This is a genomic window from Anabaena sphaerica FACHB-251 (assembly GCF_014696825.1).
Taxonomy (GTDB): Bacteria; Cyanobacteriota; Cyanobacteriia; order Cyanobacteriales; family Nostocaceae; genus RDYJ01.
The window spans coordinates 1-14,246 of the sequence record NZ_JACJQU010000017.1; the positions used below are offsets into that span (position 1 = coordinate 1).

14 protein-coding genes are annotated in these 14,246 nt (G+C 37.9%); 6 read left to right on the plus strand and 8 right to left on the minus strand.

What is annotated here, in order from left to right; all coding sequences use genetic code 11:
- Positions 1-100: 100 nt before the first annotated feature.
- Positions 101-238: an HNH endonuclease family protein gene (locus tag H6G06_RS21135; protein ID WP_199306828.1), complete on the minus strand. Its 138-nt coding sequence runs from the start codon at positions 236-238 to the stop codon at positions 101-103.
- Between the two features lie 5 nt (positions 239-243).
- Positions 244-606: a hypothetical protein gene (locus tag H6G06_RS21140; protein ID WP_190563724.1), complete on the minus strand. Its 363-nt coding sequence runs from the start codon at positions 604-606 to the stop codon at positions 244-246.
- A gap of 84 nt (positions 607-690) precedes the next feature.
- Here H6G06_RS21140 and H6G06_RS21145 point away from each other — a divergent pair, with 84 nt between their 5' ends.
- Together H6G06_RS21145 and H6G06_RS21150 are read left to right on the plus strand one after the other, a co-directional pair.
- Positions 691-978 carry a ribbon-helix-helix domain-containing protein gene (locus H6G06_RS21145; protein ID WP_190563726.1) on the plus strand — a complete coding sequence of 96 codons (288 nt, stop codon included), beginning with the start codon at positions 691-693 and terminating at the stop codon, positions 976-978.
- 173 nt (positions 979-1,151) lie between these two features.
- Positions 1,152-3,896, plus strand: coding sequence for a tetratricopeptide repeat protein (locus H6G06_RS21150; protein WP_190563728.1), 2,745 nt, complete (start codon positions 1,152-1,154; stop codon positions 3,894-3,896).
- A gap of 71 nt (positions 3,897-3,967) precedes the next feature.
- On the opposite strand, the gene H6G06_RS21155 is transcribed toward H6G06_RS21150, so the two are convergent.
- The 6 genes from H6G06_RS21155 to H6G06_RS21180 all read right to left on the minus strand — a co-directional run bounded on the left by H6G06_RS21155 (position 3,968) and on the right by H6G06_RS21180 (position 8,975).
- A complete protein-coding gene (locus H6G06_RS21155) occupies positions 3,968-4,363 on the minus strand; it encodes a type II toxin-antitoxin system VapC family toxin (RefSeq protein WP_190563730.1) in 396 nt (131 codons plus the stop codon).
- Complete coding sequence (locus tag H6G06_RS21160; protein WP_190563732.1) at positions 4,350-4,613, minus strand: AbrB/MazE/SpoVT family DNA-binding domain-containing protein; 264 nt, start codon at positions 4,611-4,613, stop codon at positions 4,350-4,352. The genes H6G06_RS21155 and H6G06_RS21160 overlap by 14 nt, the downstream gene beginning before the upstream one ends.
- A gap of 143 nt (positions 4,614-4,756) precedes the next feature.
- On the minus strand, positions 4,757-6,160 hold the full coding sequence (locus H6G06_RS21165) for a ferredoxin:protochlorophyllide reductase (ATP-dependent) subunit N (protein WP_190563734.1): 1,404 nt from the start codon (positions 6,158-6,160) through the stop codon (positions 4,757-4,759).
- Between the two features lie 169 nt (positions 6,161-6,329).
- Complete coding sequence (locus H6G06_RS21170) at positions 6,330-7,238, minus strand: DUF5331 domain-containing protein (protein WP_190563736.1); 909 nt, start codon at positions 7,236-7,238, stop codon at positions 6,330-6,332.
- 31 nt (positions 7,239-7,269) lie between these two features.
- On the minus strand, positions 7,270-8,136 hold the full coding sequence (bchL, locus tag H6G06_RS21175) for a ferredoxin:protochlorophyllide reductase (ATP-dependent) iron-sulfur ATP-binding protein (protein ID WP_190563739.1): 867 nt from the start codon (positions 8,134-8,136) through the stop codon (positions 7,270-7,272).
- Between the two features lie 590 nt (positions 8,137-8,726).
- Positions 8,727-8,975: a TIGR02450 family Trp-rich protein gene (locus H6G06_RS21180; RefSeq protein ID WP_190563741.1), complete on the minus strand. Its 249-nt coding sequence runs from the start codon at positions 8,973-8,975 to the stop codon at positions 8,727-8,729.
- 917 nt (positions 8,976-9,892) lie between these two features.
- On the opposite strand from H6G06_RS21180, the gene H6G06_RS21185 reads away from it, so the two are divergent.
- The 4 genes from H6G06_RS21185 (at position 9,893) to H6G06_RS21195 (ending at position 13,938) form a co-directional block, all read left to right on the plus strand.
- Complete coding sequence (locus H6G06_RS21185) at positions 9,893-10,378, plus strand: DUF6174 domain-containing protein (RefSeq protein ID WP_190563743.1); 486 nt, start codon at positions 9,893-9,895, stop codon at positions 10,376-10,378.
- Between the two features lie 9 nt (positions 10,379-10,387).
- Complete coding sequence (locus H6G06_RS27890) at positions 10,388-10,510, plus strand: hypothetical protein (protein ID WP_277875215.1); 123 nt, start codon at positions 10,388-10,390, stop codon at positions 10,508-10,510.
- Positions 10,511-10,860: 350 nt separating this feature from the next.
- Positions 10,861-13,479 (plus strand): ATP-dependent chaperone ClpB, encoded by a 2,619-nt coding sequence (clpB, locus tag H6G06_RS21190; RefSeq protein ID WP_190563745.1) that lies wholly within the window; start codon positions 10,861-10,863, stop codon positions 13,477-13,479.
- Positions 13,480-13,662: 183 nt separating this feature from the next.
- Entirely contained in the window at positions 13,663-13,938 is a 276-nt protein-coding gene (locus tag H6G06_RS21195; RefSeq protein ID WP_190563747.1) for a Nif11-like leader peptide family natural product precursor, read from the plus strand.
- Positions 13,939-14,246: the final 308 nt, after the last annotated feature.

Sequence of the window (14,246 nt, forward strand, 5' to 3'; positions counted from 1 at the left end):
CAATTATTCGAGCAACTTACTTTTGACGAGGTGATATCTATCTCATCTTATAACTTTATTCTCGAAGCTCTTTTCTATGCAGCTTCATATTAACTTGGTATTAGGCTATAGGAATAATATGTTCAATTTCCAAACGTGCCATTACTAAACGTTGAGGACTCAAACAATAACCACAACGATTTTGAGCATCTTTTCTAACGCGGCGTTCTATTTCGACAGGAATGTAAAATCGAGTCATGACTGTTAATTAATTGCTGGTATTAAACCACGTTCAACAGCCACTTTTAAGGCTTTCGCTTTACGTACTAAACCACGGCGGTAAACTTGCATTAGTTCCTCTAGTTGACTATTTTCTGTATCATTTAGCTGTTCTTCTCGCTGACGCGCTAAGAGGTCACTAAAAACTTCTTGTTGTTGAGTTTCCATTTGCAAATCACACAAGGTTAAAACCTGCTCATCTGGTAATGATTCTACAGGTAATTCACTACTAGCGCGGTCTATCCATTCTAGTAATACATCTTCCATTCGACGGTGGGTGAAAGCGGCTATTTCTTTGGCTTTTTGTGCCAGTGTTTCTGGTAGTTGGAGAGTGACAGTCTCAGACATTTTGATATAATGAAACTCTTACATTTTATTATAACCGCAAAATGTTAATATACAAGTAACCTAGTTAAGCCTCAGTTAAACATCATGACTAATATTAATATTACTCTACCTGAATCACTGCAAGGTTTTATTGAACAACAAATTGCTGAAGGTGGTTATAATTCAGCGAGTGAATATTTACAACATTTAATTATTCAAGAAGCAAGACGGAAAAGTAAAGGAAGTTTAGAGAGGTTGCTGATAAGTGAGGAAGAAATTGAATCTACTTTAGATGAATTAGCTGATGATTTTGCAGCGTGTGTTGGTGCAAATGCACCTATTTTGTCTGATTACGCTGTTAGTCGTGAAAGTATTTTTGAAGATCATTTTTAAGCAAGAATGTTTTTTTGAGTGATTGCATTAGCGGCAAGTTATCACAAGTATAAATAATATTACGTATTAATTTTAATTATAGAACCGATAGAAACTGCTCTAAAACTTGAAATCATGAGTCAGAATAATAACTGTTACAATCTAGGTTATTAAACGAGTAGTCTTATTTTTAAATGAATTCTGTACCATATATCTCTCGCAAGCAAGCCCAGGACTTTCTAGCTAAATTTGGCAACGCTCTGTCATATCCAGATTCTAGCCCACTACTGTTTCAGATTTACGGGTTTGGGGGAGTTGGCAAAACTACCCTCACTCAAAAGCTTAAAGAAAAACTTAATTCAGAGGCTGACTTTGCAGAGGTATCATTTGGTCTGACAGCAGGTATTGAAACACCGATAAAGCTGATGGAAAAGCTGTATGAGTCATTACCACAATCCACCAGCTTGTTGCGAAAGGATGTTCTCGATATACGACCATTTGATTTTGTAACAAAACCTGACCCTTTTATATTGCTTTATAAGCAGTATCAGCAGACTATATACAAGCTAACAACTCAACCTGTTGAAGGAAAACAAGTTGAGCCAGAGCAGCAAAACACAGTCAAGGATTGGTTTGAACTGGGAACAATCACAACTTTGGCAGTAAGTACAAGTTTTGTAGCACCGGCAACCGCACCAAGTATAGCCCTTAAAGGCATTCCAAAAGCTATGGGAATGTTATCAAATGCCTCACAGTCACTCAAGCCGACAAAAGAGAAAATACAGAAACTACTGCAACAGCATCCAGCAACAAAAAATGATATAGAACTTCAAGAGTTAATGCTCGAACCTATACCCAAGTTAACTCAGGCATTTGCTCAAGGTTTGATTCAAAAAACTCAAAGGCAAAGACGTTCTATTGTCTTGCTTCTCGATACCTATGAAAAAGCTCCGGCAGATATTGACACTTGGTTATGGCAGTATTTGTTAGAGGATACTCCTTTGAAATCTTATCCTGTCCGAATTATGGTAGCAGGACGACGTTCTTTACTAGAAAAGGAAAGTTGGCGGAAGTTACAACAAGATCGAAATTTGATCTATGAACAGCGTTTAGATGAATTTGATAAAAAGCAGACTCAGGAATATCTCAAGCAAATTGGCATTACCAAACCTGGAGATATTCAAAAAATATATAAAGCAACGAAAGGCTTACCATATTATCTCAATTGGATTAGAAGAGAGAAAGAAGCAGGTAGAGAACCTGATTTTTCTCGTGGGAATCAAGCAATTGTTGAACTATTACTACAAGGGCTGAGTAAAAAGCAAAAAGAGATAGTGCAACTGGCGGCTTGTTGTCGTTGGTTTGATCGTCCATTAATTCAATACTTGATGCAAAGGCAAGGTATAGACTTTGAAACTGGTGCTAATGATAGTCTCAACTGTTTTGATTGGTTAAACCAATGTGATTTTGTTGAGTTTGTTCAAGGTCACTATCGGCTGGATGATGTAGCGCGAGATGTATTTCGTTTATCTCTTTATCAAGAAGATAGAAATCAATTTCGTGAAACTCATGAACTACTAGCAAAATATTTTGAGCTACTAGCAAATCAAGAAGTTTCTGCTGATAGTCCTCCACCAGAAAAATATGAGAATGCTGACTGGCGTAAATACACGGCTGAATTTCTCTATCACGCTCTGTTTGTAAGAAGAGATGAAGGTCAGCGTCAATTTATTTCTCATTTGTTTGCTTCGCGCTATCTTAAGCAACTGGAAGTTGTCATAATTCCTTTTGCGGCAATTTTCGCAGAAGCATCTGTTGAAAGTTACCAGCTTTTGCCAGATCAAACTGAAAAATTTTTGAAAAAAATAAAATTGGGTTTTATATTTGGTTGGTTAATGTTGGCAGAAGACCCAGCTAAGTATGAAATTAAATATGAGAATGGAACTGGATCATCTAAGGAAGAGATAGAATCAGCTATCAAACCATGTTTGGATCAGGTGGAGTTGTTAGAAGATGGATTGGGTAAATATGCAGGACTTTTATACAAAACCCTACGCGATCGCCCAAGTCAGCGAATAGATTTGCTGCAAAAAGCTAAAATACAAGCTGATATAATTTCCTCTGATAGTTATCCTGAATTCAGTAGCAGCCTGTTTTTTAATATCGGCAAAGGATTAGGAAACTTAGACCGTCACGAAGAGGCACTCATTAGTTTCGATAAAGCTTTGTCTATCAAAAATAATGATCCCGATATTTGGAATAACCAAGGTGTGGCACTAGCGAATTTACAAAGATATGAAGAGGCACTTCAGAGTTTTGATAAAGCCTTAGCTATTAAAAATGACGATCCTGATATTTGGTTAAAACATGGTGGTGCATTGACACTTTTGGATCGTTATGAAGAAGCACTCAATAGTTTCGATATAGCCTTGTCTATTAAAGATGATGACCCTGATTTGTATTACTTCTACAGTGTGGTTCTGCAAGATTTACATCGCTATGAAGAGGCATTAATTAGTATTGATAAAGCTTTAAATATTGTACCTAATCAACCCAGCTTTTTGAGTTCTAAAGGCTTAATTCTAAGTTTATTAGGTGACTATAATGAAGCACTAATAAATCTCAATGAAGCTTTAAATCTTGAACCAGGAGAACCAGTAAGATGGGCTAATAAAGCTATTGTATTGGCTCGCGCAAAACGCTATCAAGAAGCTATGGATAATTGCGAAAAATCCTTGGAAATAAATCCTGAAGATGAAAGTGGTTATTATGCTAAATCTTGCTGTTATGCCTTGCAAGAAGATATTGATTTAGCCCTTGAAAACCTGCAAAAAGCAATTAATATCAAGTCTTCAGTATGCCGACATGAAGCCAAATATAATCCTGATTTTGATAGCATCCGCAATGATGAACGGTTTCAAAAACTGCTGCAAGGATAAATTACAAAGACCTTCCTATTCTCTTCCTTTGCGTCTTTGCGTGAGATAACAAACAAAAATCATTAAACAAACTAATCAAAAGGATTTTTAACATCACACTGAGTTAGCCTTTTTGCTCTTTTAACAAACTTTTCATCAAATGTATAAAACTGAGAACAATTTTGACTATTAGCTAAATGAAAAGCATCAGCAAAATCTAAACCGTTTTCATGCCATTCAATTACTTGAGCAATTAAAATAGGATTATTTAGGTAAACATTAGGTAAACCAAACAAATTTCTCAAAGCCTTACATATATCATGAGGTTTAAACTTATATCTAAACCTTAACACCCATTCAGTTTCCAGGATGACTGTATCTGCAATAAAAACATCATAATTTTGCAATATTTCCCTACTTTTTTGAAACTGTAATTCATCATCTTGAGTTAAAAATCTCACAATTATATTGGTATCAATCGCAATCATTCCACATTTCCTCAACACCTTGACGAATAGCATCTTCCATATCTTCTAACGTTGCAGGTTCACCATCATATTTCAAACAACCTGCGACATCCTCCAACTTAGTTACTGCAAAAGGCTTTTTAGGTTGTAATAAAATCCCATTACCCATATCAATAATAATAAATTCTTGACCTGCATCCCAATGATGCGCTTCTCGTAAAGATTGGGGAATAACTACCTCTCCTTGAGGAGACAATTTTATAATTTCCATGATGTCTAAACAATAAAACCATAACACTAATTATAACATCCCTCTCTGCGTCCTCTGCTCCTCTGCGGTTCGTTATTCCATAAACAAAAAAAAGGACGAACCCCAAAAGATCCGCCCAAAATTGCCAAAGAACACGCAAAACTTTAAACCTGCGCTTCCTCCCGTACCAACTTATCCCAACCCAAATCCTTCAAATTATTATTTCTTCTTAAAGGACGAGTTACCAACTCCAAAACATCACGCACATTACCAAAACCATGAATCTGTGCAAACGTAAACTCCACAGACCACTTAGTATTAATACCCCGTGCTTCCAATGGGTTAGCATGAGCCATACCAGTAATTACCAAATCTGGTTTTAACTCATAAATACGTTGGACTTGATTGTAATTATCCGGCTTTTCTACAATCGTTGGTAGAGGTGAACCCATTTCCTGACAAGTCTTTTCTAACAAAGCCAACTCAGCAGCTTGATAGCGTTTATCCATGTAAGGAATACCGATTTCGTGAACAGTCATACCGCAGCGAATCAAAAACCGCGCCATAGAAATTTCTAACAGGTTATCACCCATTAAAAACACAGATTTACCGCGAATTAATTTCACGTAATCTTCCACACCAGCCCAAATTTGTGCTTCTCTTTCATCTAAACCTTTGGGTGTAATTCCAAAGACAGAACAGATTTTTTCCACCCATGCGCGAGTTCCATCGGGACCAATAGGAAATGGTGCGCCAATTAATTTACATTTGCGCCGACGCATTAAAGTTGTAGCGGTGCGACTGAGGAAAGGATTAACACCAGCAACATAATAACCTTCTTCTAAAACAGGTAATTCTGTAAACCGTTTTGCAGGTAGCCAACCAGAAACTTTAACACCTTGTTTCTTCAATTCTAAGGTTAATTGTGTAACTACTGGATCAGGTAAAGAACCGAATAAAACCAAAGGTGGATGGTCTACATACTCAGATTCATCTTGAGTGATGTCTTCTTTTTTCTTACCGAAATTCATCAGCTTCTGAATGGCGTTACGCTCGCCTTTTTCGGTTTCCGATACCGGAGCTTTTTCAGGACAACGGTTAGCCATAGCAGCTAATACAGTATCCTCTCCTTGGGTAAATGCGTAGTCGAGGCCGTTAGCACGAGCGACAACAATAGGAATACCTAAATCAGCTTCTAACTTAGGTGCTAAACCTTCCAAGTCAGTTTTAATAATTTCGGTGGTACAAGTACCTATCCAAACAATTACACTAGGATTGCGATCGCGTTTAATTTGCTCACACAATCTTTTCAATTCTTCATAATCATTTAACTGTGCGGAAATATCCCCTTCTTCTAACTCAGCCATTGCATAGCGGGGTTCAGCAAAAATCATCACCCCCATGGCATTTTGTAGGAAGTAACCGCAGGTTTTTGTACCAATAACTAAAAAGAAACTATCTTCAATTTTTTGATATAACCAAGCTACACAACTAATGGGGCAAAAAGTATGATAATTACCAGTTTCACATTCAAAATTTAAAGCTGATGGTTCTTTAGCAACAGTCATTTTAATATTCTCCCCTTAATTTTTAAGGTGTACAAGGCAGTTATCAGGAGTCAGGAGTTCTTAATTTTGGATTTTGGATTTTGGATTTTGGATTGTGTTTGGTTGACTTCAATCTAAAATCTAAAATCTAAAATCTAAAATTATCTTCCCCTATTCCCTGATAACTGATTTAATTGTTGGGGAAGAGACGAGCCATTTCTGACTCATCAAAAACCTCAGATGGTAGTTCTTCACCTAAAAGGCTATTATTTTCTTCACCCTCTTGCAAAAGAGATGTGTCATCTCCCCAGACATCAGATATCACGTCACGAAATTCACTTTCATCTGGTTGATTTAAATCATCAAATCCATTTTCATCAGATAAATTTAAATCTTCTAAAGCCAGATTTTCGTTATCTTCTATCAAGCTGATGGACTCAAAAGACATCCCACTCAACTCATCCGCTGTTTCTAAATCAGAAGCTGGTTCAAACTCGTGTGCGATAGATTCTTCAGATAAAGAAATCGTATCAAACGCATTTTCACTTCCTAGTGAATCTTCTTCTTCCCATGCAGGTGGAAATTCATGTGCGATAGATTCTTCAGATAAAGAAATCGTATCAAACGCATTTTCACTTCCTAGCGAATCTTCTTCTTCCCACTGTTGTTCAGTTACATCAATTGTGAACTCTTGAACAACGATTTCTTCCTCAACAACACTGAAATCAGCCCTTGCTGATGGTTGATATTCAGAAATGTCTTCTGTAACCTCCTGGGAGACACGGGAGTACATTGCTGGTTCTTGTGTAGGACTCAAACGATTACCAAGGGTAATATCTGGGTCAAAGTGCAACCCAAGAACTTCAATAAGAGTATCAGCGTCGGGATTTAATTTGGCAAATGGAAACATCAACTGGGCTAGTTTGGGTTCCAGGGCATTTACTACTCCCAGGATGAGGAAAGAAGAGGGACGCTTCCCGCCATCGGGAGTATAAACCGATTCTATTGCCATTTGCAGGGTAATCCAATCCCGATTCACCTGAAAGAACTGCAACCACTTTTGTTTGATTGAATCCGTAAAACTATCAAAGAAGGCCATAATGTCCCCCATCCTGAAGAGGTAAAATGTTTTATACAATCATCAAGTCTAATTCCTCTTCTGCATTAGTGGCCTGTGGTTTACTCGGATTTAAATAAAAATCTGACAACAACGAAAAAAGTTCACGATCAGGGGCATCGTTAGGAACGACACCTTCAGGACGAGATAAGATTTGATCAGCAATGCTGAGGTAATAGTCGCAAACGTAGTCCAGGGAAGGATCTGACTCTGCCATTTCAAACAGAGTTTTGCCTTTCACACGGGAAACACGTATATCTTCGATTAAAGGTAATACTTCCAAAACAGGCATCGGTACGGCTTCTATATATTTCTCAATCAAGTCGCGTTTAGCCGTGCGATTACCGATTAACCCAGCTAGACGCAATGGGTGAGTCCGTGCTTTCTCGCGGACGGAAGCCGCAATACGGTTGGCAGCAAATAGAGCATCAAAGCCGTTATCGGTGACAATCAGGCAGTAATCAGCATAGTTAAGAGGTGCTGCAAAACCACCACACACAACGTCACCCAGAACGTCAAATAAAATTACATCGTATTCATCAAAAGCGTTAAGTTCTTTTAAGAGTTTGACTGTTTCACCTACTACATAGCCACCACATCCTGCACCTGCTGGGGGTCCACCGGCTTCAACGCAGTCAACGCCACCATAGCCTTTGTAAATTACATCTTCAGGCCAAACATCTTCGTAGTGATAGTCCTTTTCTTGCAGGGTGTCGATAATGGTGGGAATCAGAAACCCGGTAAGTGTAAAGGTACTGTCGTGTTTGGGGTCACAGCCAATTTGCAGGACTTTTTTACCGCGTTTGGCTAATGCGACGGAGATATTACAGCTGGTGGTAGATTTGCCGATTCCGCCTTTTCCGTAAACTGCTAGTTTCACTGTTGTTTGCCTCTTATAGTTTTTTTATCAAACTCGCGGCTCAAACATTGGCTTTTCAACTAGCCTGAGTCAGCGATGTGTGAGGTATGTGAGTGCCATTATTGTCCAAAGTTGCTGGAAAATAAAGGGGCTGTAAATCTGTAAAACGGTTATAAATGATTTATTTGGCAGTAAAATATATATTTTAAGCAATTAGTATCCTAAAAACCTCTAAAAAAGATTAAAAATATAATTTAAGCTATTTTTAAGCTTTTTTGAATAAAAATAGTTACAAAAGACAAAATCATAAAATTGGCTTTTAATAATGGTTTGCATAGAATTATCCTATGCTGAATAAAGCTTATTAGCCAGCAAATAGAGTGCTATTAATTAGAACTAGAAGTGTTGTTAGTGCATACCAGGAGAATGGTGATCACACTTTAGAGAGGATATAAATTTAAGGTTTTTGGCACTTTAGCAAAGATGAAGTGATTTGCTCTGCTCGGTGATGCCTGAGCGTCAGCTATCATAGTTGTAAATTATTATTAAATTATCAAATATCTGACTAAAGTTAATTAAATCCTGACATAGATAACTTTCGTATATAATTATTAATTTTCTTCAAGAGCGTTAATTTCCTGTAATGATTGCCAACCAGCGTGCCACTGAGAATTATCTTGTAATAATTTAGCATTCAGCCAAAAGCGCACATTAGGATCACAAGCAGCTACCATTTCAGCGTATACCCACTTACCCTGATTTTTGCGGTTAATTACTTGAAAATGTCGCCAACCATCAACTTTTTGTTGTGCTGTCCACTTGGAACCCAGTAAATAAGGAAACTTTTGTTTTTTAGGCATTTATTGGTAATTGGTAATTGGTAATTGGTAATTGGGTTATTTACCGATACAGAGAAATATTTAGAGGTTGTGAGAACATCTCTGTTTAGTGAAGTCGAATAAAATGAACCCGTCCCAGCATAGCACTGGGTAGGGTTTTGATTTCAAAAAAAAGAATATATCAACTGATAGGTTTAAATCATGTCTTTGGACGTATGAATCCCTAATCAGCGATAACTATATTTAGGTACTAAAGTGAGCAATTGCCACATTTGGAAATGAATTTGTTGGTGAGGTTAACAATTATGTCATCTCAAATTTTGGGATCTGATTCATTAATGGAATTTGAGAACTTGAACCTAATCACAGAATTAGAGAATTGAATTACGGAAGTAATTAGTGGAGGACAAGGCCCAGGTGTTTATTTTAGGTGTCCGCGAGATAGATTTTTAATAAATTTAAATGGTTATGATTGGTATCGAGGAGCGCAAGGATGTGATGTATTTGGAGAAAACTCAGTACCCCCAGAAGTGAGACAAGCTGCTCAGAGATAGATGTTGAATACTATGGTCATAAATCTTACCTTTCCTATGCTTACCTGTCGTCTCCCATAGCGATCATAGTCCTCGCACTCCTCCCTCCACCACCCATCACCAATCACTGAGAAAAGCCCGATGGAGGGCTTTATTTATATCCATTACGAAGCTACACTACCGACTCTGTAGGCGTTTTAGGCTATACCATTAACTATTGACAGCCTTAACTAAAAATTGATGACTCTTGCGTAAGTTCTCTGGAACACTAATGTTATTAAAGCAGGACTTACGCAAACAGGAACAAAGTAGCGGTAATTCATGAATTACCACTACGCCAGAATAAGGTTTTTAGTCAAATCTTGCGTAAGTCCTCTGGAACACTAATGTTATTAAAGGATAAATATGCGCTTACCTATTGCTCTTGGTGCAATTTTATTAGCATTTCTCAGCTTGAATACACCAGTAATGTCTCAGTCTCTTGTACAAGTAGCACAAAAACCAGAGAATAACAACTCAAACTTAAAACGGTTAGAAATGAATCGCCAAAAGTGGGATCTACAAAGAATTGACAACTACAGATATACATTGAGCAATCATTGTTTTTGTCCTTCAGAAGTAAGAGGTCCAGTAATTATTGAAGTACGTAACGGTGTGACAATTTCTATCAAAAATGCAGAAACTGGCCAGCCAGTCAATTCACAACCATTACAAGAATACAGTACAATTCCCAAACTTTTTGATTTGATTCAGAATGCGATTAACAGTGGAGAATCAGTGTTGAGTGTAAAATACGACAGAAAACTGGGTTATCCAACGGAAATGACAATTGGTGATATAAGGGTGGATGCAGGGATAATCACCACAGTTTCAAATTTGCAAGAGATTTGATCAAAGATCGTGAAAATATCCAGTAATCGCACACCATCACCTCCCATTCCCCCCACTCCACATAAAGCCCCTCAAGGGGCTTTGAGTATATTTGCTACTCATGGTGTCGATGGTGGCATTAAAAGCTTATAATATATTACTAACGGAAAACTTATAAAGTCTACCTAAGTTTTTAACTTAAAACAAACCCTTGGATTTTACATATATTTTACCAAAAAAAAAGTATATGTCAATATCAATCCTGAAACAACGCAAATTCGTTAATTATTGAGAATTACTTTTAGTATTATTGAGAATAGACATAGGCTTTTTGCGAAAAACCTCAAAATAGCCTTTTTTTCAAAAAACAATATTTAAAAAACTTATCTATAGTTATCGCTGCTTTGCTGATAATACTACTTTATCAAGATGTGAAGACCGATCCAGGTAAAGGCTGGTCTATTTTTACAATGACGATATGAGAGTGATTTATCAAAAAGCCTATGCAACCGACTAATCCTAACCAATTTACAGAAAAAGCCTGGGAAGCGATCGCTCATACACCAGATATCGCTAAACAGTACCAGCAACAGCAGTTAGAAAGCGAACATTTAATGAAAGCACTGCTAGAACAAGATGGATTAGGCAATGCTATTTTTACTAAAGCAGGTGCGAATCTACAAAAACTCAGGGATTACACTGACCAATTTATCTTGCGTCAGCCAAAAGTATCAGGAAGTAGCAGTTCAGTATATTTAGGACGCAGCTTAGATACATTATTAGATCGGACGGAAAAGTATCGGCAAGAATTTAAAGATGAATATATTTCAGTTGAACACATATTGCTAGGATACGCTAAAGATGACCGTTTTGGTAAAAGTCTACTTCAAGAATTTGGTTTAGACGAAGGCAAATTAAAGAGTATTATTAAACAAATTCGCGGGAGTCAAAAAGTGACAGACCAAAGTCCAGAAGGGAAATATCAATCCTTGGAAAAATACGGACGTGATTTAACAGAAGCAGCACGTCAAGGACAATTAGATCCCGTAATTGGTCGGGATGATGAGATTAGGAGAACAATACAAATTCTTTCTCGCCGTACCAAAAATAATCCTGTATTAATTGGTGAACCGGGAGTTGGTAAAACCGCAATTGCTGAAGGTTTAGCACAGCGGATAGTTGCCGGAGACGTTCCTCAGTCTCTCAAAGATAGAAAACTCATTTCTTTGGATATGGGGGCGTTAATCGCTGGGGCAAAATTCCGGGGAGAATTTGAAGAACGCCTGAAAGCAGTATTAAAAGAAGTCACTGAATCTGGCGGGAATATTGTATTATTTATTGATGAAATTCATACCGTTGTCGGTGCAGGTGCAACTCAAGGGGCTATGGATGCTGGGAATTTATTAAAACCGATGTTAGCCAGGGGTGAGTTGCGTTGTATTGGGGCGACAACTTTGGATGAATATCGGAAGTATCTGGAAAAAGATGCTGCTTTAGAAAGACGCTTCCAGCAAGTGTATGTAGACCAGCCCAATGTTGAAGATACGATTTCGATTTTACGGGGATTGAAAGAACGCTATGAAGTTCATCACGGGGTGAAAATTTCTGATAGTTCTTTAGTTGCTGCTGCTACTTTATCTAGTCGTTATATTAGCGATCGCTTTCTCCCAGATAAAGCTATTGACTTAGTAGATGAAGCCGCAGCCAGATTGAAAATGGAAATTACCTCCAAACCCGAAGAATTAGATGAAATTGATCGGAAAATTCTCCAACTAGAAATGGAGAAACTTTCTTTACAAAAAGAAAGTGATTTGGCTTCCCGCGAACGTTTAGAGAGACTAGAAAAAGAACTAGCTGATCTCAAAGAAGAACAACGCGCACTTAGCATTCAATGGCAATCTGAAAAAGATATCATCACCAAAATTCAATCTATCAAAGAAGAAATTGATCGAGTCAACTTAGAAATTCAGCAAGCAGAAAGAAACTACGATCTCAACCGTGCTGCTGAACTGAAATACGGTAAATTAATAGAGTTGCATCGGCAATTAGAAGTCGTAGAAAGCGAACTTGCCAACGCTCAAGGAACGGGTAAATCCTTATTGAGGGAAGAAGTCACCGAAGCCGATATTGCGGAAATAATTTCTAAATGGACAGGAATTCCCATCAGCAAACTGGTGGAATCGGAAAAAGAAAAATTACTGCATTTAGAAGATGAACTGCACAACCGTGTCGTCGGCCAAGCCGAAGCCGTGACAGCAGTAGCCGATGCCATTCAACGTTCTCGCGCTGGACTTGCTGACCCAAATCGTCCCATTGCTAGTTTTATTTTCCTCGGACCAACAGGTGTAGGTAAAACCGAATTAGCCAAAGCTTTAGCCGCATATATGTTTGACACGGAAGAATCTTTGGTACGGATTGATATGTCAGAATATATGGAGAAACACACCGTTTCTCGACTAATTGGCGCACCTCCTGGATATGTGGGTTATGAAGAAGGGGGACAATTAACTGAAGCTATTCGTCGTCGTCCTTATGCGGTAATTTTATTCGACGAAATTGAAAAGGCACATCCCGACGTATTTAATATTTTCCTGCAAATTCTCGATGATGGTCGTGTCACCGATTCCCAAGGTCGAACCGTGGATTTTAAAAATACCATTATCATCATGACCAGTAACATCGGTTCTCAATATATTCTGGATGTCGCTGGTGATGATTCTCGGTATGATGAAATGCGTCATCGGGTGATGGAAACAATGCGAAATAGTTTCCGTCCTGAGTTTTTAAACCGTGTTGATGAAATTATCATTTTCCACAGTTTGCAGAAATCAGAATTACGGCAAATCGTGCAGTTCCAAGTAGATAGACTCAGACAAAGATTGAGTGACAGAAAAATGTCTCTGCGACTTTCTGGTGCTGCTCTTGACTTTTTAGCAGAAGTAGGTCATGACCCTGTGTTTGGTGCTAGACCATTAAAACGAGCAATTCAGAGGGAGTTAGAAACCCAAATTGCTAAATCTATTTTACGTGGTGAATTTAACGATGGTGATACAATCTTTGTCGATGTCCAAAATGAGCGTCTGGCCTTTAGTCGTTTACCTGTAGAAGTATTTACCAGTTAATTAAACTGCTGAATTAAACTTATCAACCCGGTTTTTTATACTAGCCGGGTTTTTGATATTTAGGTGGAATTCAAGTTTTTCAAAGGCGAAAATTCAGTCAACGCACATGAATAATAAAATCCCCAAATTTTTGAATAAGTGGGGGTTATAAGTAGGAGTAAATATCCAACAGGAGTGCTATATATGTCCTTAGAACAAGTTGAAATTTTTTATGAAATGTTGAGTTCAGAACCAGCTATATATGAAGGATACTTAAATCAATGTTGTCAACGAGGAGTTTTTGACAGTTATCACTGGGATAAAACAAAAATTGTGAATTTTGCTGCTACTCTTGGCTATAGCTTTACTGAAGGTGAATTAGAGGAATTATGGTTTGCTAGTGAACCTATAAGATTTAGTCGTAATATTGACACTCCCCGACCCAAAGGTAGGGGAATTGGGAGCATCCCAAATATGTAAGTTTATTTTTTCTGAGCTTCTAACTTAAACAAGACCTGAGATGAACGAAGCACGTTCGCGAAGCGTGCCGATAGCTTGCGTGGCGACGCAGAAGCTATAGGCATAGTAGCGAAGAATACGAAGGTAAGAAGAAAGAAGAGAGTTTTCAGATACTTATTCTGTATTTTTGCAAAATTGGGATGCTACCGGGAAAGTCTTAAGTAGCCCAAAAACGGACTTTTAAAGGTGTAGTCCAAGCTGCTTTTGGCAGCATGATACAGATATCAATGCTGCAATTAAGATTAGAAATGAAGGCTGGCGAATTTTGG

Bases quoted from the DNA above. Each gene is read 5' to 3' on its own strand.
- H6G06_RS21135 (WP_199306828.1), bottom strand. From the start codon at position 238: ATGACTCGATTTTACATTCCTGTCGAAATAGAACGCCGCGTTAGAAAA.
- H6G06_RS21140 (WP_190563724.1), bottom strand. From the start codon at position 606: ATGTCTGAGACTGTCACTCTCCAACTACCAGAAACACTGGCACAAAAA.
- H6G06_RS21145 (WP_190563726.1), top strand. From the start codon at position 691: ATGACTAATATTAATATTACTCTACCTGAATCACTGCAAGGTTTTATT.
- H6G06_RS21150 (WP_190563728.1), top strand. From the start codon at position 1,152: ATGAATTCTGTACCATATATCTCTCGCAAGCAAGCCCAGGACTTTCTA.
- H6G06_RS21155 (WP_190563730.1), bottom strand. From the start codon at position 4,363: ATGATTGCGATTGATACCAATATAATTGTGAGATTTTTAACTCAAGAT.
- H6G06_RS21160 (WP_190563732.1), bottom strand. From the start codon at position 4,613: ATGGAAATTATAAAATTGTCTCCTCAAGGAGAGGTAGTTATTCCCCAA.
- H6G06_RS21165 (WP_190563734.1), bottom strand. From the start codon at position 6,160: ATGACTGTTGCTAAAGAACCATCAGCTTTAAATTTTGAATGTGAAACT.
- H6G06_RS21170 (WP_190563736.1), bottom strand. From the start codon at position 7,238: ATGGCCTTCTTTGATAGTTTTACGGATTCAATCAAACAAAAGTGGTTG.
- H6G06_RS21180 (WP_190563741.1), bottom strand. From the start codon at position 8,975: ATGCCTAAAAAACAAAAGTTTCCTTATTTACTGGGTTCCAAGTGGACA.
- H6G06_RS21185 (WP_190563743.1), top strand. From the start codon at position 9,893: ATGCGCTTACCTATTGCTCTTGGTGCAATTTTATTAGCATTTCTCAGC.
- clpB (WP_190563745.1), top strand. From the start codon at position 10,861: ATGCAACCGACTAATCCTAACCAATTTACAGAAAAAGCCTGGGAAGCG.
- H6G06_RS21195 (WP_190563747.1), top strand. From the start codon at position 13,663: ATGTCCTTAGAACAAGTTGAAATTTTTTATGAAATGTTGAGTTCAGAA.